Here is a 20,928-nt window from a genome sequence, read left to right as displayed (position 1 = left end):
CACCTGCGAGAGCCACGCGTCGCAGGTGCGACGGTGGCTCTCGCCCCACCGAGGTGTCTCAAAGGACAAGCTGACACAGTATCTCAGAGCGTTTCAACTACGACGGAAGTTATACCGAAAACCGGGCCGAAAAGCGCTCAAACGCGCCATCCAAGCGACGCTCTGAAATCAACAATGTGCTACACAAGAGCGACCTTTCCAAATACCCGGCTGCGCGAGCTTGCTCGCGCAACCGGGTTGGTCCAGCGTGATAGCGGGAATCTGGAGCCTGATGCTTTGTTTTGGGCGCTCACGCTCGGATTCGTCGCCGCTCATTACGGGACACTCGAAGAGTTCCGTCAGGAGTACATCGATACCTTCGGCGGAACGCTCAGTTACGCTTCGTTCCACGGGTGGTTCACAGAACGCCTCTGTGCGTTCCCCCGAGAGGTCCTCAAAGAAGCGCTTGATGTCTACAGTCCGATCATATATCGTTTTCTTCCGTGTCAAGGAGCACATCTGCATATGCATCACGTAACCTCTCTAGATCAAATCGTTCGTCCAGCGAAACTGGATTATGTTGTTGCGTTATAATGGACGGAAGCTGCGAATCATCAGTAAACGTTGCACTTGCTACTGACGCGCTATCTCCCACATTCCGCGAAATAGTCGGTGTATCGCAGGCCGCAGCTTCCAACAGCACGTTCGGAAGTCCCTCGATTAGTGATGGATGAACAACCAGATCAGTGGCTCGGTAGTAATCCGGCATCTCCTCATAATCAACACGTCCAAGCGGTTCCACACCGTGCGTGGCCGCTAATTCCGGCCGCATTGGACCATCACCAAGGAGATACCATCGGAAAGACACACCCTGATTGGAGAGTGTCTTGGCAGTCTTGATGACCGTCTCCATTCCCTTCCGCTCTGTGAGCCTTCCAACTGTGAGCAGTGTCAGGTCTTCTGAAGAGAACCCAAGCTGGTCGGCTAGCTCTTGCTCTCGGCTCTCGGAGACCGGCAAAAATAGATCACGATCAATTGGCTGTGGGATTTCCCGAATGGGAACACCACGCGAGCGTCGATCTATTTCTTGTTTCCCGTGAGGTCCAAGGACAATTATTTGGTTACTCCACCGAGCAGGGATTTGACCAATGACGTTGTTCAACCCAAAGGCACGGATCTTGTCAAGACCACTCGAAAATTTGAATTCTCTAAAATTATCTCCTGCGAACCGTGTTAGGACAGGAGTAGAAGTTCGCCGTCCTGCGAGAATGGCCGCAGAACCGTGCAACGGAAATTTTGTCACCTGAAATAAAACACCAACATCGTTTGTTCTAGCATACGTCTCTAGCCCCTTGGTGAGTGTCTTAAGGATGCCAATCGCCCGATTTGATGTCTCGAAACCAGGATCAACCTGTGTATATCCATCAGGAGTATCGACATTCTCAGAGACGACTAAATCTAGGTCAAAGTCGACCGAATGATCCCGCAGTAGATCGTGAATATTCGTAAGCAGCGTCCGGACATTCCCGGGTAATCGAGTCCCACCCACAACTCCAACTCGAATATAATCTCGCCCAGTCATATATTTGGCTGAATTTGATTCATACAGCCACATTCACTTGTGCTCACAAAAGATGTGCACAGCTCCTGGAATGTCTCAAGGTTATCGGCGAGATCCATACAACCAGGATGAGCTAAAATTGTTGCAACCTCATCCACAGCAGTCAGATTATCGACTATGCTCAAAATTTCTCTTTTCCACTCCCTGACTGAATATGACTCATTACCGAACGGTCCTTCGAAATCGCTCTCCTCAACGAATTCAGGCGTCCGGAAGGCATGATATATGTACTCGTGATCCGGCGGCGTATTGATCGGAACGACAGTCAACTCACCCTGCTTCCGAACTTCTCCTTCGGGCTCAACCACGTCCGAGAAGTGAGTGATACCATACTCAGCGAGCAACTCCGCCGTATGCTCGTCGTGCCGATAGGCGTGATCGCGCCAGCTCGTGATCTCAGCACCCACAGCCTCCAGAGCCTCGATAGTCTTCCTGATCTCGTATGCCTGAAACGAACGCGGGCCGTTCCAGGAACCGATCCGTCCCCCCGTCAGTTTCTCCAGTGCACGCCATCCCTTGTGGACGGGCGTGGTAAAGCCCCAGTAGTTGTGGCCGCCGATCTCGACGTTGTCCATATTCGCAAGCGTTCGTACTCGATCCGGCTCTTCCACTGCGGCTTTCCCGGTGATGAACAACGTCACCGGCACGTCGTACTCGGCAGCGATCTCCGCGTATTCGATGGCAGCTTCGACTTCCGTCCGATCCATATACTCCTGATCGCGCGTTTCCATCGACATATGGTGGACGTCGCCGGTGATGCAGACCGTCATTCGAGGTATCCCAGGTCTTCGAGCCGATCTTGCACGCCCTCGCGAGCCGCGTCCGCCGACGACGTGACAGAGATCGGCTCACACGTTTCGTGCTCACCTCCGAAGAGGTCCAGTGGCTGCCCGTCCATATCTGTCGGGATCGGACAGTCGACGCTATCGAGCACAGTCGGAGCGATATCTGTGATCGAAATCGGCCCGTCGAGCGTGTCCGATTCGAGTTGCGGCCCATCTGCCAGGAAAAGCCCTGTTCGGACGTTCTCAGCCTCCCAGCGGCCGGCATCGTCGAACACGGGATTCGAACCGATCGCACCGCTGGTGTGGACGCCGGGTCGCTGATCGAAGACGATATCCGGCGCGTCTTCGACGTACGGACCGTCGTAGGCTTCTTCGCGGTGCATGACCTCGCGTGCGATCGGTTTCCCGTTCGGGCCAGTCAACGATTTGAGGTCGTCGATCAACTGCTCGGTCGTCTCCGGATCGTCGTCGATCACGTAGACCAGTCCCTGCCCACTCGCAACTGCTTTCGAGCGGTCCCAGTCGATCTTTTCGAGCTTCTGTTCTCGCTTGAATCCCTCCTCGTCTTCCGGGATCGACTGTGTCACTCGCTCAGGCGCGAGAGTCGTGACCAGGTCATGGATTCCGAGACGATGGGCCAGTTTCGAGATGCGTTTTTTGTTGACTCCTACTCTCGTTAGTAGATCGGCGGTTTCCGTTTCAGTCACGAGATACCCCTGCTCTTCCAGCCAGGCGTTGGCATAAAACACGGTGTCGACGTCTTTACACCCGTGGTCGGACATAAGTAGCAACGTCGCGTCGGGATACTCCTCACGTATTTTCCCGATGTGCTCGTCGATGAGTTCCCAGGCACGCCTGGTCGGTTCCTCCCGCCAGAAGTAGTGCTGGAGCACGTTGATATAGAAGACCGTACAGTGTGCGACGTCGATATCCTGGTTTTCATCAAGCAGTTCGCGAAACGTCGTGAGTCGTTGCTCGATGAGATCGACAAGCGCGTCAGCTGCGGCACGATCATCCTTACTCGTGACTGGATTATCCGGGTGAAGAGTATATCCACCATTGTCAAGCTGGTCTCCCAGCTCTGACGGGTGCGTATACGCGGACTGTTCACTACCGGGACCACCCGCGACCATGAATCGATCCACCTCGAACGGTGGATACGTCATGGGGAGATTGACGATGCCGGCGGTCTGTCCATCCTGATTGAGATAATCCCAGTAATTCGCACTCTTGAACGAGCGTGAATCGGGGGTCGTGAGCGTCCGAGCATCCGTATCGATCGCCTCCCACCAGTAGACGCCCAGCTTTCCCGGGTTTTTGCCCGTCGAATAGCACCGCCAGTTCGGGCAGGTGACTGGTGGGAGAGCACTCTCCATATCAGTCCATACGCCATCCTCCCGAAGCGCCTGTACGTTCGAGAGCCGGCCGTCATCAAGCCACGGTTCCAGCAGCGTCCAGTTGGCCCCATCGAGGCCAAGTACAATCGTTTCAACCATTGTTCTCAGTATTCGTCAGCTCGCGAAACGAGGCGAACTCGCCGGAGATAGTCGACTTGATCTGTGCATCGAAGGCGTCTCTGGAGAAGGTTTCGACATGTGCTCGCGGATCGCCGTCGATCCCTTCCTCTTCGAACCGCTGCACAGCCGCCCGGATTCCAGCTGCTGACCCGTCGTGGAGGAGTCCGTTATCGCCCTCGGTCACGAACAGCCCGGGAAACCCTTCGTCACGCGCGAGTACCGCTTTCCCACTGGCGTTGGCTTCGATCGGCACGATCCCGAAGTCCTCGTTGCGGCCGTTAAACACGAGCGCGCGACATCCGGCGAGTAAATCGTACTTTTCGGCCTCTGAAACGAATCCGCGGTACTCGATGTTGTCGGCCCGATCAATCTCGCGACGTACGCTCTCGTCGATATCGCCTTCCCCACCGGCCAGCACGAGCCGTTGGTCGAGGCCCCGAAACGCCTCGACGATCTCGGGAACGCCCTTCTCCTCGTCGAGCCGGCCGAGATGCAGATAATACCCCTCATCGTCACCGACGTAACACGCCTCGGTATCGACGGGCGGGTAGACGACCGTCGAATCGCGCTCGTAGTATTTCTGCAGCCGTCTGGCGATGATCGGACTGTTCGCCATGTAGTGGTCGACACGAGGGTCAATTGCCATATCGCGGGTCCGAAGATGTCGAATAAGTGGCCGAGCCACCTGCCCGACGATCGAATCCTTCCGGTCGTGATAGAGATCGTAAAACCACCGCGGCGGAGAGTGACAGTAGTTCAAATGCAGCGTGTCGTCAGGTGTGATGACCGCCCGTGTCGTCGATCCGGACGTGATCAGCACGTCGGGATTGCCGAAATCACGCCAGTCGACGTCTTCCCAGAGCGCGTACTCGAAGACCCGACCTACACGACTCTGGAGACGACGCAGCGGCCACGGAGACAGTGAGGGCAGAACGTCCTGAAAGGATACGTCGCCGTACGGATTGGGAGTATCCGGCGACGGCATCCCCAACGTATAGACTGTATCCACGTCAAGCGCGTCGGCCATGTGCGTCACGAGATATTCGGCACCTCCCCAGGAATTGATGTGCCAGTGGGCAATAGCGATATCGAGATTCGCAAGCGAAATATCGGTCATGTTCTTGTCTGCACCGGTCGACTCAAAAAGTCTATCGTCAGCGATACTTCGTCATCCCGTAGAGATAGCCCATTCCGACCACGGCAGTCAGCGCGAACAGCATCAGCAACTGCATTCCCTTCTCACGCGAAGGGGCTCTGAGCAGCCCGGACACCCGGCCAGGGACGTATTCCCCGAGTAGTGCCCCGAGAAAGTCGGATTCCTCGTCACTCGACTCCCCAACGAGCACTTCCATCGCTCGCTTGGAGTACCCCTGCCAGAAGGCTCGATCGAGCAACCACTTCGGGTCGGTCCGGTACTCGAAAACCTTGTGGGCGACTTCGGCCTTCGGATTGTACCAGACGCCCTGCCCGTACTCCTGTCGCAGACGCGCACCCAACTCCGTCTCACCGCCCTGGAGATTAGCGTCGCCCTGGCGACCCCCGATCTCCGAGTCGAACCCGTCGAGGTCCAGAAAGACGTCACGCCGAACGGAGATGTTCGATCCGAACGTGTTGCGCACCTCGCCGGCCGCCCCCCGATCCCCGTCCGGTCCGAACCCGCGGTGGGTGACACCAACCAGCCAGTAGAACTCTTCAGGCAGGAACGTGGGCTTTCCCGCGACCCATTCGGGCACCATCTTGCCGCCGACTGCGATCGCGTCCTGCTGTTCGTAGGACTCGAGGAGGTGGGCCACCCACTCGGGATCGGCAACCGCGTCGTCGTCGATGAACGCGACTACGTCCCCGCTCGCGATCTCTGCACCGTGATTGCGGGCTTCGAGCAGGCCGCTGTTCTCATCGAGCGCCGTGATCAGCACGTCCTCGCTGTCCCCGAAATCGCGCTCGAACTGTCGGGTGACCGCCTCGCTCCCGTCGCTGACGAGCACGAGCTCGACGTCGTCGTAGGTCTGTTCGCGGACGCTCTCGGCAGCGTCGAGGAGATCGTGATATCGATCGAGCGTGTGCGTGCACAGGACGACAGAGACGCGCATTCACTCGCCACTTCCGTGACCGACCGGCCTAAGCGTTGTCGTTCACGCCCGGACAACTCGCCTCGACTGGGTGCCCGCGTCCGATGGGACTTCATAAGGCTTATGCGCGAGTTGGCAGTTTGACCGGCTAATGAGTCCCCGGAGTGTCGTGTATCCATGAGTCAAGACGAAGGGATATCCGAAGATCTCGAGGAGGGAATCGAGTGGTTCAGCAAGTGGTATCACATCCCGTCCGTTCTCGTGCTGTTCGTGTTTGCGCTGTGGGTGCGAGCCCGGTCGTGGGGGAACTTCGTCGTCGACGGGAAAGTCATGTTCAGCGGGAACGACGCCTGGTATCACCTCCGGCAGGTCGAGTACACGGTCCGTCACTGGCCGGAGACGATGCCGTTCGAGGTGTGGACGAACTTCCCGACCGGCACCTCCGTCTCGCAGTTCGGGACGATCTTCGATCAGGTGATCGCGACGGTTGCGCTGATCGTCGGCCTCGGGAGCCCGGATCAGACAACCATCCGGATGGTGCACCTGTTCGCGCCGGCGGTCATCGGTGCATCGATCGTCGTCCTGGCGTATTTCCTCGGCAAACGAGTCGGAAAGGGCCGGTTTAGCGGCGTCGTCGCCGCCCTTATCGTCGCCTTCTCGACCGGAGGGTTTCTCAGCCGAAGCCTCGTCGGCTTCTCCGATCACCAAGTCGCCGAAGCGTTCACACAGGTACTCGCGGTTCTAGCGATCGTCGTCGCCCTCCAGGTCGCCGACCGGGAGAAGCCGATCTGGGAACTGGTCGTCGATCGAGACGTAGCCGGGCTTCGAAAGCCAGCCGGCTACGCGGCTCTGGCCGGCGTGGCGACGGCGCTGTACATGTGGGTCTGGCCGCCGGGTGTCGTACTGGTCGGGATCCTCGGACTGTACGTCACGACCCAGGCGGTCATCGATCATCTGCGCGGAACGAGCCCGGAGCCGATGCTACTGGTCGGCGGCGTCATATTCGCCGTGACGGCCACGCTGATGCTGCTCCCGCTCGATACGTTCGGGATTGCCCCCGTCAAGTTTTCACTCCTGCAGCCAGGGCTCGCACTGGCTGGCGTCGTCTGGGTCGGCTTCCTCGCTGGATTGAGCCGGGTTCTGGACGAACGGTCGGAATCTGTCTGGCTGTATCCGCTCGGTGTCGTCGGGACTCTCGCGGTCGCATTCCTCAGTCTGCTGCTCCTCACTCCGGGTGTGTTCGATCTCATAACGCGACAGCTCGTGCGCGTGTTCGGCGGGGTTATCGGAGAGCAGCCAACTGCAACAGCCGCAACTGTCGGCGAAATCACTCCGCTTCGCAATCCCGGAGATACGCTCTACAACTGGTACGGATTCGTCTACATCATCGCCATCATCGGCGTGGTCCTCGCGATCGCACGCCAGACGGTCGCCTCGAACAAGCGATCAGAGCTGCTCTTCGTGTCGCTGTGGCTCGCTGTCATCTTCTCGATGACGTATACCCAGGTCCGGTTCGGGTACTACCTCACCGTTCCGGTCGCGGTGATGGCCGCCTACGCGATCGGAGCCGGGTTCAACTACCTCTCGACAGTCGCCAGGCGGTCCTCAACTGACATCCGCCCTTACCAAGTCATGGCGGTGTTCACGGTCCTGGTGCTCGTGATGGCGCCCATGGTCATGGCGACGGACGATCGCGGGTACCGCCAGGACGTCGTCACGCAGTCGAACGCGACGTTCAACGGCGGTCCGGGTGGCGTCCAGCAGTGGGATGGGGGACTCGAGTGGATGGCCGAAAACACGCCGGCCGTTGGGAACTTCGAAGACGCCGGAAGCGATATGAACTACTGGGGCGAGTACGCCAAGACAGACGATTACGAGTACGACGAAGGGTCCTACGGCGTCCTCTCGTGGTGGGACTACGGTCACTGGATCACCAGCGAGGCCGAGCGGATACCGGTCGCCAACCCGTTCCAGCAGTCGGCAAGCGACGCAGCCCGGTTCCTTCTCGCACCGAACGAGAGCCGGGCCGACGGCGAACTGCAGGACACCATGAGCGACGGCGAGAACCGTGACACTCGCTACGTCATGATCGACTGGAAGATGGCGACCGCGTCGGATCCGGCGTTCGGCACGAAGTTCTTCGCCCCGCCGTCGTTCGTCGACGGCGTTTCGACCGACGACTATTACAGCCGGGTCGCCACGCTCAGGCAGGACCGGGACGGAAACATCGTCCCGGCGCGTCCGTACCTCATCGTCCACACGCAGGATTACTACGAGACGATGGTCAACCGGCTCTACCGGTACCACGGGAGTGCTGCCTGGCCGGATTACGTGCCCGGAAGTGGCATCGGACAGCTCCCGCCGTACGCACAGTACCTGGGAAGTCAGAGCCCCGTTCCGATCGTCGAGACGGAATCGACAGAGGGCATTCGGACGGTCCGGCGTGACGGGAACACAACGCACTTCGAACCGAGCCTCGCAGCCGCGGAGTCGTACCTCGAGGACAACCCCGGGGCACAGATCGGCGGCATCGGGAAATTCCCGAGCGAACACGTGTCGGCGCTGGATCACTATCGACTCGTCCACGCGACCGAGGACCGCCAGAACCCGCTCGTTGCGATGCAGCCGACGCTCGGGCGGGCGTTCACCGGCGTCCAGCAGCCGCAACTCTTCGGCGAGCGCTACTCCTCGTGGACGAAGACCTTCGAGCGCGTACCGGGCGCCACGGTCGAAGGCGAGATCGACGGCGAGTTCAACGACTCGCAAACGGTCTACGCGAGCGTGAACATGCGGATCCCGACGACGAACCAGACGTTCCAGTACGTCCAGAGCGCCGAGACCGATCCCGACGGCTCGTTCACGATGACGCTGCCGTATTCGACGACCGGCTACGACAGCTGGGGGCCGGAAGACGGATACACGAACGTCAGCGTCCGTGCCGAGTCGTCCTACACGTTCACGACCGGCCTCAGCTACGACGGCGCCAACTGGACCCGGTACAACACGACCGAAGACGTCACCGAGGCCCAGGTGATCGGTGAGGATTCCGAACCGATCGACGTGACGCTCGAACAGTCGACGATTCCGACGACCAACGGAACGGACAACACGAACGGCAACGAGACGGACAACACGAACGGCAACGAGACTGATGGATCCGAGAACTCGACCGACAATGACACATCGTCGAACCTCGCGGCACCCGACATCGGCGTCGAACAGATAGCGACTGTCGGGATCGCGGAGTAAGCGTGACAGACGACAGTCAGCAGTACGGCGCTGAATCGGTGTCCGGTGCGTCCCTGTACAGTTGGCTGTCGATCTATTTGAAGGGGATCGCGATGGGGGCAGCCGATTCGATCCCCGGCGTCTCCGGTGGGACGATCGCGTTCATCACGGGCATCTACGAGCGCCTCATCACGGCGATCACGAGCCTCGACCCGGGCGCACTCACCTTGTTCAGAGACGTCGGCAATCCGTCCGGGAGACGACGGCTGTACGATCGCCTCGTCGAGATGGACGTGCCGTTCCTACTCGTACTCGGAGCCGGGATCATCACGGCCGTCGTGGCGGTGTCCAGGGTCGTATATCTGGCTCTACAACAGGCTCCCGGGGCGACGTTCGCGTTCTTCTTCGGGCTGATTGCCGCCTCGGCGATCGTCCTGTACGACCAGTTGTCGCTGGCGACGCCGGGGCGTATCGCGGCCGCCGTCGCGGGCTTTGCGCTGGCGTTTCTCGTCTCGGGTGTCACGGCCGGGGCCAACGGGATCCACACGTTGCCAATCGTGTTCGTCTCCGGGGCGATCGCAGTCGTCGCGATGGTCCTTCCTGGCGTCTCCGGTGCGTTCTTTCTCGTCTTGCTCGGCCAGTACGAATATCTCACCGGCACACTGAAGGCGTTCGTCGACGGGCTGTTCAGCGCGCTCGTCGGCGATCGAACGCTTCTGTCGCTCGTCGACTCGGGAACGACAGTCGTGACGTTCGTCGTCGGCGCTGTCGTCGGCCTGGTCACCGTCGCCCACGCGATCCGCTGGGCGCTGGATCACTATCGAGCAGCGACGCTGTCGTTTCTGGTCAGCCTGATGGTCGGTGCGCTCCGGCTCCCGGTCATCGAGATGCGCGACCACACGACGACGCTTTCGCCCGAGAACGTCGCGCCGCTCGTTCTCGCAATCGTGGTCGGCGGCGGCGTGGTGTTGCTACTAGATCTGTATACGGACGATCTGTCGTACTAGCTCGAAGCGCGATCCTTCGCGAGGACGGTTACAGCGGACCGCCGCGCACTACGACGCGATCCGATCCCGGTAGACGGCCCACGCGACGAGCACGGCCGCGGCGAGGAACACCGGAACGAGCGCGGCCGTCATCGAGAATCGATGGCCGAGATTGTACGCCAGTACGAGCGCGTGGACGTAGCTCACGACGCCACCGACGAAGTAGATCGCCCCGGCACCGACACGCGGATCGGCCGTCGGATCGGCGCGGATCGCGGTGCGCGCGACAGCGATCGCACCGACACCGATCATCGGTGCGAGCACGACACCCACAGGCTTGGGAACGTACGAGTCGGGTGTGCCACCCGGCCCGAAGTGGATCGCCATCTCGGCAGGTAACGCGTCCCAAAACGCGATTCCGACGAGAGCCGTGACGATCAGCAGGCCACCCGCGATTCGATCACTCCGATGGAGCGTCATACCGGGACGACACGCAACCAGCGATCAAAAGCGCTGGGCCGCGTTACAGTCGGAACAGCTGTCGATCCATCGAGTTCCAGGACCCGATCAGGTGTTCATGTCGGCACCCGCGCTCGTTCGGTTTACCACTTGTGGTGGACGTGCTCGTAGACGCGCTTCTCGTAAATGTCCCGGACTGCGCCGTGGGTCTCGTGACTGAGCGGATCGAGTTCGGCGGCAGCGATGTTCTCCCGGACGTGCTCCGGGGAGGTCGAGCCAGGGATGACAGTCGTCACGGCGTCGTGATCGAGTATCCACCGGAGCGTGAACTGCGCCATCGACGCCTCGTCGGGGACGAGCCGGCGCACGTCCTCGACGGCTTTCAGTCCGGCGTCGAAGGGGACGCCGGCGAAAGTCTCGCCGCCCTTGCGGCCGACGCCCGCCTCGACTCCCTCCTCGGCGGCGATCCGACGGTGGTCGTCTTCATCGAGGTCCTCGACGCTATCGAACGCGTCGGCGAGCAGCCCCGACGCGAACGGGACACGGACGATGATCCCAACGTCCTCGTTGGCGGCGCGCTCGAAGAACCGTTCGGACGGGCGCTGTCGCAGCGGGTTGAAGATGATCTGGACCGACTCGATCACGTCGTACTCGATGGCCTTGCTCGCCTCTTCGACCTTCTCGACGCTGACGCCCGCGTGGCTGATCTCGCCCTCCGATTTGAGATCTTCGAGTACCTCGAAGGTCTCGGGCTCGTAGAAGGCCGCCGTCTCCGGGCAGTGTAACTGGACCAGATCGAGCGTGTCCACGCCCAGCCGGGCCTGCGAGCCCCTGACGGATTCGCGGAGTCCGGCCTCGGAGTGGCGCTCGTCTTCGTCGGGGACAGCCTTGGTCGCGACGCGGATCGCCTCAGAGTCGCCGCGTTGCTCGAGGACTTCGCCGATGAGGCGCTCTGCGCGACCCTCACCGTATATTTCGGCAGTGTCGACGAAATTCGAGCCTGCGTCCAGAGCGGCGTGGATCGACTCCGTGACCTGTTCGTCGGTCACGTCACCCCAGACCGGCCCGACGTTCCACGTGCCGAGGCCGATCTCTGTCAGTTCCATGCCTGTCGAGCCGAGAGTGCGTTTGCGCATAGTCGTAGGTGGTCCAGCCCGGAGAAAAAACTAGTGGCGGAGACGACACCGTCGCTGCACCGTACGCTATTCTGCCGCAGTTTCCCGGATCAACGCCACCAGATCGTCCCAGAAGCCACCCTCGTACTTCCCAACACTGTCGATCGTCGGCCGCGCGTTCGTCTCGTTGACCACTGCACGGTCCTCGGTCACCAGCAAGTCGACACCGAGGTAGTCGATATCCAGCACGTCGGCGGCACGCTCGGCCAGATCGCGGAGCTCGGGGTCGAGATCGGCGCCCTCGGCCTCGGCCCCGCGGTGGACGTTGTGCTTCCACTGGCCGCGCTCGCGGGCGTCGGCGGGCAGGCGACGCTCGACCGCGCCGACGTACTCGCCGTCGAGGACCATCACCCGGTAATCCCGGGCGTCGGGCAGATACTCCTGGAGAAGATACGAGCGGTCGCCGGTCGCCCGGTAATCCTGGACCAGATCGAGGTAGTCCGTCACGCCGAGCAGCGAGTCGAGATCCGCCACCTTCGCGACGCCGGTCCCACGGGTCGTGGAGTTGGGCTTGACGACGACCGGCGGATCGAACGCCTCGGTAGCGGCCGCGACGGTCTCCTCGTCGACGGGATTGGAGACCATCGTCGTCTCGGGAACTGGAACGCCAGCCCGTGCGAGTCGCGCGAGCACGTCGGCCTTGTTTCGCGACCGAAGGATCTCCTCGCGATCGTTGACCCAGGGGATCGAGAGGGCGGCGTCGACCACGCCCCCTTCCATGATCCGCGAGGGATAGACGAATCCCACGTCGACCGCGGGGAGATCAAGGTGGGAGAGCGCGAACGTTCGCTGGCTCGACTGGAGAGGGACGACCTCGATCCCGCGCTCGGCGAGCGGATCGATCATCCGCTCGTAGGTCTCTGCCTGCGTGGTGACAGCGAGCCGGAGAGTCATTGGGCTCACCCGCCGCTGACCGGCGGGAACAGCGCGAGTTCGGCGTCAGCGTCGAGGCGCGTCTCGTAGCCGTCGGCCGTCGCGAACGGATCGGTACCGTCGACGAGCAATCGGATGTGCTCGGCCAGTTCGCCGTTCTCGTATACTTCCGCTTGCAGGTCGGGGTGGCGCTCGAACAGCGCTTCAAGTGCGTCTTCGACGGTCGCATCGTCGTCGAGATCCAGGGCGATGTCCTTCCGGCCGGCCGTCTCGGCCAGATTGGCGAACAGCTTCCACTCCATGTCCGGCTAGGGGTGAGCCGACGCAATGAGACTGACGGTAGTGTGACGGGGGAAACCCGAAGACGCGTCACGACGGCCCGGTGTTCGGCGCCGCGCGGGCGGCCGCCGCAATCTCGACAGCACGGAGTTCGTCGGGCGCCGCAATGACGTAGATCGATTCGCCGCTATCGAGGACACGATCACGAGACGGAAGCGTCTCGATACCGCCGTCGGAACCGGCCGGAACCACGGCGACGACCGTGACGTCGAGCGCACCGACCGGCGTTCCAGCCAGCGCGCCCTCGGGGTCGATCTCGACGACGCCCATCGTCTCGTCAGCCGCCCGCAGCAGCGAGACGAACTCCCGATCCGGACGGGCGTCGGTCGCGAGGGTGACCAGCCGGTAGCGCTCGTCGGGATCGAGTTTTGCCACGTCGGCGGCGTCGACCGCGACGGTCACGACCTCACCCGACGTCGCTCGGAGTTCAGCATTACAACGCCGCCGGGTTCCGTCTCCGGACCAGATCTGGACGAGGTCGCCGGGCCCGGCCGCGTAGGATGGGTCCGCCCGGATCGCCATCGCGACGCTCTCGGGAGGTAACGTGGGACCGAGACCCGCGATTCGGCGACCGACTGCGAGGTGCGTGGCCGTCCCGTCGTCGAGTTCGATATCGACGTGGCCGATACCATAGTCGGCCTTGAGGCGGGCGACCAGCCGCTCTCGGAGCTGTGCCACCGTGAGTCCCCGCGGGAAGAGCAGCGACTGTCCAGCAAGTGCTTCTTTCGTCTCCGGATCGACCGGCTCGTAGCCGACGATGTCGTCGATCTCGTCGGGGAGTTCGACCGTGATGACCCGTCCGCCCGCTCTGACGACCCGCGTCAGGTCGTCGAGCGTCTCCATCCCGCTTCGCGAAAGCAGGGTCACACCCATTCGATCGCCTGCCCGGTGGCCGACGACGCTGGCTCCCGCACTCGCGATGACGGCACCGATGTTGAACGCCGCGGCCGCGAGACTGACCGTCGCCGCGCCGTCGATCACCTGCCCGAGCGCCGTCTGCGTGTTGAGATACGCCGCGACGACGCCGAGTCCGACCAGGACGATCGCTCCCGTCGGCGCACGCTGTGTCACGTACCAGCGATACCCCAGCGCGGAGACTGCTGCAGCCAGGCCGGCGACGACTGCGAGTCCCGCGATCCTGCCGAGCGGTCCGGCCACGTCGGCGAACACGAGTTGCAGTACGTTCATGTTACCACCTCTCCGAACCGATCGAGCGCGTCCCCCGATCCCACGGCGAACAGTTCGTCACCCGCCGCGAGTTGTCGGGTCCCCTTCGGTGAGAACTGCCAGCCGCCACCCGTCCGGACGGCCAGCACGGCGACCTCGTAGCGCCCTCGAACGTTCGCCCCGGCGAGCGTGACACCGTCGAGTTCACTCCCGGGTCGGACCGTCAACCGGCGGAACCGCTTTCCGGCCCGACGTAGCAATGAGAGTACTTCGTACTCGCGGCGGACACCGCGGGATTCGACGATCACCGTCGCGCCGTCGGCGCGCAAGAGCGTCTCCACGTCGGATCTGGCGACTGCGAGTGTTACCTGTCCGTCCCCGCCGCTGGTCGTCGGCGCGCGCGCCGGTGCCGGTTCGGCCGGCGTCTCGGCAACGACCTGTCCCCCCTCGATTGGAGGTGGCGCCTCCTCGTCAGATCCGGGCCGCGTCGAGCTGGCGCTGACGACCTCGCCGCGAACGCGTTCCTCTGGCGTGACTGCCGTCACGCTGTCGCCACGAGCCAGCCCGGTCGGCACGAGCGCGTTCACCGAGACTGCTCGCTGATTCCCGTCGAGCCGTCGTGACAGCCCCGAGAACGGCGGCGCGGCCGCGACGCTCGCGCCTCCCGATTTGTCGATCGAGACCGACACGTCACCGAGTTCGAACTCGGTCCGGAGGCGTTCGGCCAGCCGCGTCTCCAGTTCCGAGACCTGCAGGTCCGCGGGCAACCGCCAGTCGCTGTCCCGTATCGCTGCTCGGAGGTGCTCCGGCAGCGGCGGGTATCCCTCGATGTCGGCGACATCACCGGTCACGCGGATCCGGACTTCGTTTCGTCCGCCCACGACCTCGACGAGATCCGCCGAAAGCGTCCGCTCGCCGAGCGCGCGCAGCGAGAGTCGGCGCGGGACCGACGCACCGAGCTGGTCGCCCTTGGCGTGAGCGTACAGCGACATCATCATCACGATGAGCAGTCCGGTCGTGACCGTCGGCGCGTTCGCGGAGGCGAGGATCGTCGGATCCGCCAGCGCGAGCAGGCCGCCGTTGATCCCGGCCAGCGCGACCGCCAGCACGACGACACCGAACCCCGGGAGCGTCACACCGGTCACGTATTTGAACAGGAAGCCGAGCACACCCGAAACCAGCGCCGGGATGATCCCGGTCAACACCCCCAGGTAGAGCCCATAGACAATCGCGATAGGGAGTGAGTCCATACCCACGTAGGGACGCGCCCACCAGTTAGTGCTATCGGCGCCGCCGAGAGGTGCGATCGAACCCCCAGATCAGGATCAAAACTACCATGCCAGTTCACTGCGACCGTGCTGATACCGACAAGGTGGTTTCCGGTGACCGAAAAACGAGAATATACCGACGATTACCCCGAGAAGACGCTGTATCTGCCCGGCCCGACCGAAGTGCGCGAGGACGTCATCGAAGCGATGGCCGAGCCGATGTTCGGCCACCGCATGGACCGGATGACCGACCTCTACACGACGATCGTCGAGGACACCAGGGAGTTCCTCGATACCGACCAGGACGTGATCGTGCTCACGGCCTCCGGCACGGAGTTCTGGGAGGCAACGACGCTGAATCTCGTCGAGGACCGCATGCTCGTCCCGACGTCCGGCGCGTTCAGCGAGCGCCAGGCCAACGTCGCCGAGCGCCTGGGCAAAGACGTTGATCGAATCGAGTACGAGTGGGGCAACGCGGTCAAACCCGAGGACGTCAGGGCCGCACTCGAAGAGAGCGACGACGGCTACGACGCCGTCGGCATGGTGATGAACGAGACCTCGACCGGCGTGCGCAACCCTGTCGAGGAGGTCGGCGACCTGCTGGGCGAGTACCCCGACACGTACTTCGTCGTCGACGCGATCTCCTGTCTGGGCGGCGATTACGTCGTCCCTGAGGAACATAACATCGACGCGCTGTTCACCTCCTCCCAGAAGGCCTTCGCCATGCCGCCGGGACTCGCGATCACGACCGTCAGCGAGGACGCCTACGAGCGCGAGCGCGAGAAGGATTCGGCGTCGTGGTACGGCGGCTTCCAGCGATGTCTCGACTACTACGATCGCAAGGGCCAGACCCACTCGACGCCCGCCATTCCGCTCATGCTGGCCTACCGCAAGCAGATGAAACACATGCTCGATGAAGGCCACAAGGCTCGCGACCAGCGCCATCAAGAGATGGCCGAGTACACCCGCGAGTGGGCCCGCGAGCACTTCGGCCTCTACGCCGAGGAGGGATATCGCTCTCAGACGGTCACGGCCGTCGAGAACACCCAGGGGATCGACGTCGCCGCAACCATCGAGGCAGTCTCCGAAAAGTACGACCTGGTCTTCTCGAACGGCTACGGGTCGATCGGCGAGGAGACGTTCCGCATCGGTCACATGGGCGAACACACCGTCGAGAGCGTCAAGGAACTGACCGACGCCATCGAGGACGTCGCCGGACTGTAGGCCGACAGACGGACTTCCTATCTAATTTCATATACGAAGAATACGGAAATAGGGGCGCACGGATGGCCAGCAGGACGATTAGCTTCGATGGGGAAAATACGAACGATTGCGGAGGGCCAAAGACGAGAGCGAGAATTTCAGCGACGCCATCGGCCGACTCCTCGGAGACGACAAGCACCCGCTGCATGGGCTTGTCGGGTTGCTGGAAGAAGACGAGGCCGACCGGCTGCGAGGGCGATCGCGAGCGTGTCGCGAGGGCGTGAACTCGCGGATGTGGCCCACGGACCGATCCAAGCGATGATCGCCGGGATCGCACTCGCACGCGGCGCACGCAGACAGTTGTGGACGATTCCGTAGCCTTCTTTCTCTCGGCGACCGCGTACTCGGGCATGCCAGACGCCGAGCCGCCGGACAACCCCTACGTCGAGGAGCCGCCGACCGACTTCGAGTCGGTCGAGGACCTCGATCCCGAGCGCGCCCGCGAGCAGGCCGCCGATCTTCGGGAGGCGATCCGCTATCACGACTACCGCTACTACGTCGACAACGACCCCGTCGTCGGCGATCGGACCTACGACGCTCTCTTCGCTCGCCTGCGCGATCTCGAAGACGCCTTCGACCTGGAAACCGGGGACAGCCCGACACAACGCGTCGGGGGCGAACCCCTCGACGAACTGGCGACCGTCGAACACGTCGCGCCGATGCGCTCGATCGAACAGAGCGGCGACGCTGAGGACGTGCGGGCCTTCGACGAACGCGTCCGCCGAGAACTGGCCGACGCGGGCTACGACAGGTCGGTCGAGTATCACTGCGAGCCCAAGTTCGACGGGCTCTCGATCGAGGTCGTCTACGAGGACGGCGTCTATCAGCGGGCTGCAACCCGCGGCGACGGCGAGGAAGGCGACGACGTCACCGAGAACGTCCGGACGATCGGAGCCGTTCCCGAGCGCCTCCGCGGTGACTACCCCGACAATCTGGCTGTGCGCGGCGAGGTCTACATGCCTCGGGACGCGTTCAACGAGTACAACCGCGAGCGCGTCGAACGCGGCGACGAGCCGTTCGCCAATCCGCGCAATGCCGCCGCCGGCAGCCTGCGCCAACTCGATCCTTCGATCACGGCCGAGCGGCCGCTCTCGATCTTCTTTTTCGGCGTGCTCGACGCGAGTGTCACGTTCGACTCCCAGTCGGAGCTGTGCGAGCGGTTCCCCGAGTGGGGCCTGCGAGTCTCCGGAGAGGTCGAACTCGTCGGGGATATCGAGGCCGCGATAGAGTACCGCGATCGGTTGCTCGAGGCCCGGGACGACCTCGACTACGAGATCGACGGCACCGTCGTCAAGGTCGACGACCGCGCGGCCTGCGAGCTGCTGGGCTCGACCTCGCGAGCGCCGCGGTGGGCGTTCGCCTACAAGTTCCCGGCCCGCAAGGAGACCACTCGGATCCGGGACGTCGTCGTCCAGGTCGGCCGCACGGGTCGGCTGACCCCCGTCGCACTGCTCGATCCGGCCGAGGTCGGCGGCGTCACCGTCTCGCGGGCGACGCTGCACAACCCCGCAGAGATCGACCGGCTCGGCGTCGACGTCGGCGACGAAGTCCGGATCCAGCGGGCCGGCGACGTCATTCCACAGGTCGTCGAAGTCACCGACAAGCGGGCCGACGGGACCTTCTCGTTCCCCGACGAGTGCCCCGTCTGCGGGAGTCCGGTCGAGCGCGACGGTCCGATGGCGTTCTGTCCGGGCGGGTTCACCTGCGAGGCACAGCTCGAACGGGCGATCGTCCACTACGCCTCCCGAGACGGGCTCGATATCGAAGGACTGGGCGAAGCCAGCGTCGAGCAACTGCTGGATGCGGGACTGGTCGAGTCGCTTCCCGACCTCTACGAACTGGACGCCGACGCGCTCGCCGACCTCGACGGCTGGGGGAGGAGAAGCGCGGAAAACCTCGTCGAGGAACTCGAAGCCAGTCGCCGGCCCCCGCTCGCGGACTTTCTGGCGGCGCTGTCGATTCCCGACGTCGGCTCGACGACCGCAGCCGGACTCGCCCGGGAGTTCGGTACGTTCGAGGCGCTCCGGGAGATCGCCGAGGCTGGCGATGCGGAGCGCCTGCAGGCGGTCGACGACGTCGGCCCCGAAGTCGCCGACAGCATCGTCACGTTCTTCGGGCGCGATCGGACACAGGAGACGCTGGATCGACTGCTCGAACACGTCTCGCCACAGGAGGCCGATACTGCCGGCGGCGACGAACTCGACGGACTCACTTTCGTGTTCACGGGCACGCTCGCGGATTACACGCGCAGCGAAGCGCAGGACCTCGTCGAGACCCACGGTGGGAATGCCACGAGCAGCGTCTCGGGCAACACCGACTACCTCGTCGTCGGTGACAGCCCCGGACAGCGAAAGCGCGATGACGCCGACGCCGAAGGAGTACCGATCATCGACGAGGAGGCGTTCGAGGAACTGCTCGGAGAGCGCGACGTACTATAGGTCGGCTGTCCGGAGTTTCAGATAGCCCAGCGTCACCGGCAGGACGATCCACGCGAGCACGACCGTCGCGCCGAACCACGGTTCGACGTAGTAGGGCTCGCCATCAGGGAGACCGGGGGCGTACGCCACGAGCGCGACAGTGAGGTCCGGTTCGACGCCGGCGATCACGTTCCGGACGGCGGCGATCGGCTGGATCTGTCGCCAGACCATCGCCCAGGTCGGGGACGGTCCCGACGGGAACGAGAAGCCGTTAAGCACGTATCGGACTGCGACCGGAACACCTTCCCACAGCCGGAACAGGAAGACGATGAACAGGCCGAACGCGCCGGCGGCCGCGCGGGTCGTATTGACAGACCCTGCCGAGAGTCCGATCGAGAGACTGACGAACACGGCCATCAATCCGGCGGCGAAGACGATCGCCGCAAGCAACGCGCTCCCGGAGACGGGAGCGCCGAGCACGGCGGCCAGCGCGCCCGCGACGGCGATCGAGCCGGTCGTCATCGCGACCACCAGCGCCAGCCGCCCGAGGAAGGTCCCGTAGACGACCTCCGTCCGCGAGAACGGGAGACTGAGCAACACTCGAAGCTCACCAGAGGCGCGCTTGCCGACGATCTGGTTGTACGACATCGAGATCGCCGCGACCGATCCGAGAAACGCCATCGCTCCCAGCCCGATCCGCGGCACGTCCACGCCGCTCGCGGTCTCGGCGTTCGAACCGGCGAGATATCCGATCCCGAGCCCGACCAGCAGGAACAGCGCCCCGAGGGCGTACAGCTGTCGGTCCCGGATTGCGTCCGTGAAGTCCTTCCGTGTGATCTGGAGGAGGCGGTTCATCAGTTCTCACCTCCCGTGTAGGAGACGAACAGATCTTCGAGGGACGTCTCGCTCGTTTCGACGTTCTCGACAGTCCCGGCCTCGTAGCAGTCGGCGACGATCGCGCCCTTGGCGGCGTTCTCACAGCCGACGGCGAGCGTCGTCCCTTCGACGGCGACGCTAGTGACGCCGCCGCGCTGCTCTATTGTCTCGACCAGTCCGTCGGGGATCGACGACATCGTCACGTGAAGCTGGCCGGTCGCGCCGGCGGCCTCACGCAGCCCGTCGATCGTGTCGACGGCGACCAGTTCGCCCTGGTTGAGGATACCGACCCGGTCACAGACGGCCTCGACCTGTTCGAGGATGTGACTGGAGAAAAACACCGTCGTCCCGCGGTCGGCCTCGGCCTGAACGATCTGTCGCATCCGTCGTGCGCCGTTGGGATCGAGCCCGGTCGTCGGTTCGTCGAGGATCAACAGGTCGGGGTCACCGGCCAGCGCCATCCCGAGCATGAGTCGCTGTTTCATCCCCTTCGAGTAGTCTTCGACCCGCCGATCACCGGCTTCGGCGATCCCGACGCGGTCGAGAATCGCTTGCGGGTCGCCTTCGGCACGCTTCGCCTGGAGCGCGAATTCGAGGTGCGTGCGGCCGGTCATCCGGCCGAGCGCGCCGTAGCCTTCGGGGAGAACACCCGTCCGCTCCCGAACGGGCACGGACGCGGCCTGTGTATCGTGGCCGAACACCTGTGCAGATCCCACTGTAGGCCGGACGTGATCCAGCAGAATGTCGATGGTCGTGGACTTGCCCGCGCCGTTTGGCCCGAGAAAGCCGAACACTTCGCCTTCTTCGACCGTGAGGTCGAGATTCTGGAGGGCTGTGACGTCACCGAACCGTTTGGAGACGCCACTGATTTCGATCGCGGCCATGCCGCCGCCTTCTGAGGGACGA

At 63.1% G+C, this 20,928-nt stretch carries 18 protein-coding genes and 1 pseudogene; 6 read left to right on the top strand and 13 right to left on the bottom strand.

Annotation, left to right across the window (positions count from 1 at the left end; translation table 11 throughout):
• Positions 1–166, top strand: a pseudogene (locus OB916_RS10300) (IS1595 family transposase); the annotation flags it as partial.
• Between the two features lie 297 nt (positions 167–463).
• On the opposite strand, the gene OB916_RS10295 reads toward OB916_RS10300, so the two are convergent.
• Genes OB916_RS10295 through aglG form a run of 5 tightly spaced genes read right to left on the bottom strand, consistent with a single transcriptional unit; the run spans position 464 to position 5,992 of the window.
• Positions 464–1,561 carry a glycosyltransferase family 4 protein gene (locus OB916_RS10295; RefSeq protein ID WP_315909204.1) on the bottom strand — a complete coding sequence of 366 codons (1,098 nt, stop codon included), beginning with the start codon at positions 1,559–1,561 and terminating at the stop codon, positions 464–466.
• Positions 1,558–2,370, bottom strand: a complete 813-nt coding sequence (locus tag OB916_RS10290) for a polysaccharide deacetylase family protein (RefSeq protein WP_315909203.1) — start codon at positions 2,368–2,370, stop codon at positions 1,558–1,560. The genes OB916_RS10295 and OB916_RS10290 overlap by 4 nt, the downstream gene beginning before the upstream one ends.
• Entirely contained in the window at positions 2,367–3,881 is a 1,515-nt protein-coding gene (locus OB916_RS10285) for an alkaline phosphatase family protein (protein ID WP_315909202.1), read from the bottom strand. Before OB916_RS10285 ends, OB916_RS10290 begins: the two co-directional genes overlap by 4 nt.
• Positions 3,874–5,019 (bottom strand): glycosyltransferase, encoded by a 1,146-nt coding sequence (locus OB916_RS10280; RefSeq protein ID WP_315909201.1) that lies wholly within the window; start codon positions 5,017–5,019, stop codon positions 3,874–3,876. Before OB916_RS10280 ends, OB916_RS10285 begins: the two co-directional genes overlap by 8 nt.
• Before the next feature lie 37 nt (positions 5,020–5,056).
• A complete protein-coding gene (gene aglG, locus OB916_RS10275) occupies positions 5,057–5,992 on the bottom strand; it encodes a glucosyl-dolichyl phosphate glucuronosyltransferase (protein ID WP_315909200.1) in 936 nt (311 codons plus the stop codon).
• A gap of 156 nt (positions 5,993–6,148) precedes the next feature.
• On the opposite strand from aglG, the gene OB916_RS10270 reads away from it, so the two are divergent.
• Complete coding sequence (locus OB916_RS10270; protein ID WP_315909199.1) at positions 6,149–9,220, top strand: oligosaccharyl transferase, archaeosortase A system-associated; 3,072 nt, start codon at positions 6,149–6,151, stop codon at positions 9,218–9,220.
• Positions 9,221–9,312: 92 nt separating this feature from the next.
• A complete protein-coding gene (locus OB916_RS10265; protein WP_390884077.1) occupies positions 9,313–10,206 on the top strand; it encodes a DUF368 domain-containing protein in 894 nt (297 codons plus the stop codon).
• A 48-nt stretch (positions 10,207–10,254) separates the two neighbouring features.
• Here the strand turns inward: OB916_RS10265 and OB916_RS10260 are convergent, their stop codons facing one another.
• The 6 genes from OB916_RS10260 to OB916_RS10235 form a co-directional block, all read right to left on the bottom strand.
• Complete coding sequence (locus OB916_RS10260; RefSeq protein ID WP_315909197.1) at positions 10,255–10,665, bottom strand: DUF1648 domain-containing protein; 411 nt, start codon at positions 10,663–10,665, stop codon at positions 10,255–10,257.
• A gap of 122 nt (positions 10,666–10,787) precedes the next feature.
• Positions 10,788–11,780, bottom strand: coding sequence for an aldo/keto reductase (locus OB916_RS10255; protein WP_315909196.1), 993 nt, complete (start codon positions 11,778–11,780; stop codon positions 10,788–10,790).
• A gap of 66 nt (positions 11,781–11,846) precedes the next feature.
• Positions 11,847–12,713, bottom strand: a complete 867-nt coding sequence (locus OB916_RS10250) for an ATP-grasp domain-containing protein (RefSeq protein WP_315909195.1) — start codon at positions 12,711–12,713, stop codon at positions 11,847–11,849.
• Positions 12,714–12,718: 5 nt separating this feature from the next.
• Entirely contained in the window at positions 12,719–12,994 is a 276-nt protein-coding gene (locus OB916_RS10245; protein WP_315909194.1) for a ubiquitin-like small modifier protein 1, read from the bottom strand.
• Between the two features lie 67 nt (positions 12,995–13,061).
• Positions 13,062–14,219 carry a hypothetical protein gene (locus tag OB916_RS10240; RefSeq protein ID WP_315909193.1) on the bottom strand — a complete coding sequence of 386 codons (1,158 nt, stop codon included), beginning with the start codon at positions 14,217–14,219 and terminating at the stop codon, positions 13,062–13,064.
• The gene (locus tag OB916_RS10235; protein ID WP_315909192.1) at positions 14,216–15,448 is read right to left on the bottom strand and encodes a potassium channel family protein; all 1,233 of its coding nucleotides are present in this window, start codon (positions 15,446–15,448) and stop codon (positions 14,216–14,218) included. Before OB916_RS10235 ends, OB916_RS10240 begins: the two co-directional genes overlap by 4 nt.
• Before the next feature lie 132 nt (positions 15,449–15,580).
• On the opposite strand from OB916_RS10235, the gene OB916_RS10230 reads away from it, so the two are divergent.
• The 3 genes from OB916_RS10230 (at position 15,581) to ligA (ending at position 19,167) form a co-directional block, all read left to right on the top strand.
• Positions 15,581–16,690 carry a pyridoxal-phosphate-dependent aminotransferase family protein gene (locus OB916_RS10230; RefSeq protein WP_315909191.1) on the top strand — a complete coding sequence of 370 codons (1,110 nt, stop codon included), beginning with the start codon at positions 15,581–15,583 and terminating at the stop codon, positions 16,688–16,690.
• Between the two features lie 106 nt (positions 16,691–16,796).
• The gene (locus tag OB916_RS10225) at positions 16,797–16,991 is read left to right on the top strand and encodes an antitoxin VapB family protein (RefSeq protein ID WP_315909190.1); all 195 of its coding nucleotides are present in this window, start codon (positions 16,797–16,799) and stop codon (positions 16,989–16,991) included.
• Between the two features lie 88 nt (positions 16,992–17,079).
• Positions 17,080–19,167 carry an NAD-dependent DNA ligase LigA gene (gene ligA / locus OB916_RS10220; RefSeq protein ID WP_315909189.1) on the top strand — a complete coding sequence of 696 codons (2,088 nt, stop codon included), beginning with the start codon at positions 17,080–17,082 and terminating at the stop codon, positions 19,165–19,167.
• Here the strand turns inward: ligA and OB916_RS10215 are convergent.
• Both OB916_RS10215 and OB916_RS10210 read right to left on the bottom strand, forming a co-directional pair.
• Positions 19,162–20,001, bottom strand: a complete 840-nt coding sequence (locus OB916_RS10215; RefSeq protein WP_315909188.1) for an ABC transporter permease subunit — start codon at positions 19,999–20,001, stop codon at positions 19,162–19,164. The two genes, ligA and OB916_RS10215, sit on opposite strands and share 6 nt — an antisense overlap.
• The gene (locus OB916_RS10210; RefSeq protein WP_315909187.1) at positions 20,001–20,906 is read right to left on the bottom strand and encodes an ABC transporter ATP-binding protein; all 906 of its coding nucleotides are present in this window, start codon (positions 20,904–20,906) and stop codon (positions 20,001–20,003) included. Before OB916_RS10210 ends, OB916_RS10215 begins: the two co-directional genes overlap by 1 nt.
• Between the last annotated feature and the right edge of the window lie 22 nt (positions 20,907–20,928).

Origin of the sequence: Halapricum hydrolyticum (assembly GCF_025517535.1) — an archaeon.
Classification (GTDB): domain Archaea; phylum Halobacteriota; class Halobacteria; order Halobacteriales; family Haloarculaceae; genus Halapricum; species Halapricum hydrolyticum.
This window is presented reverse-complemented; position numbering and strand designations above follow the sequence as displayed.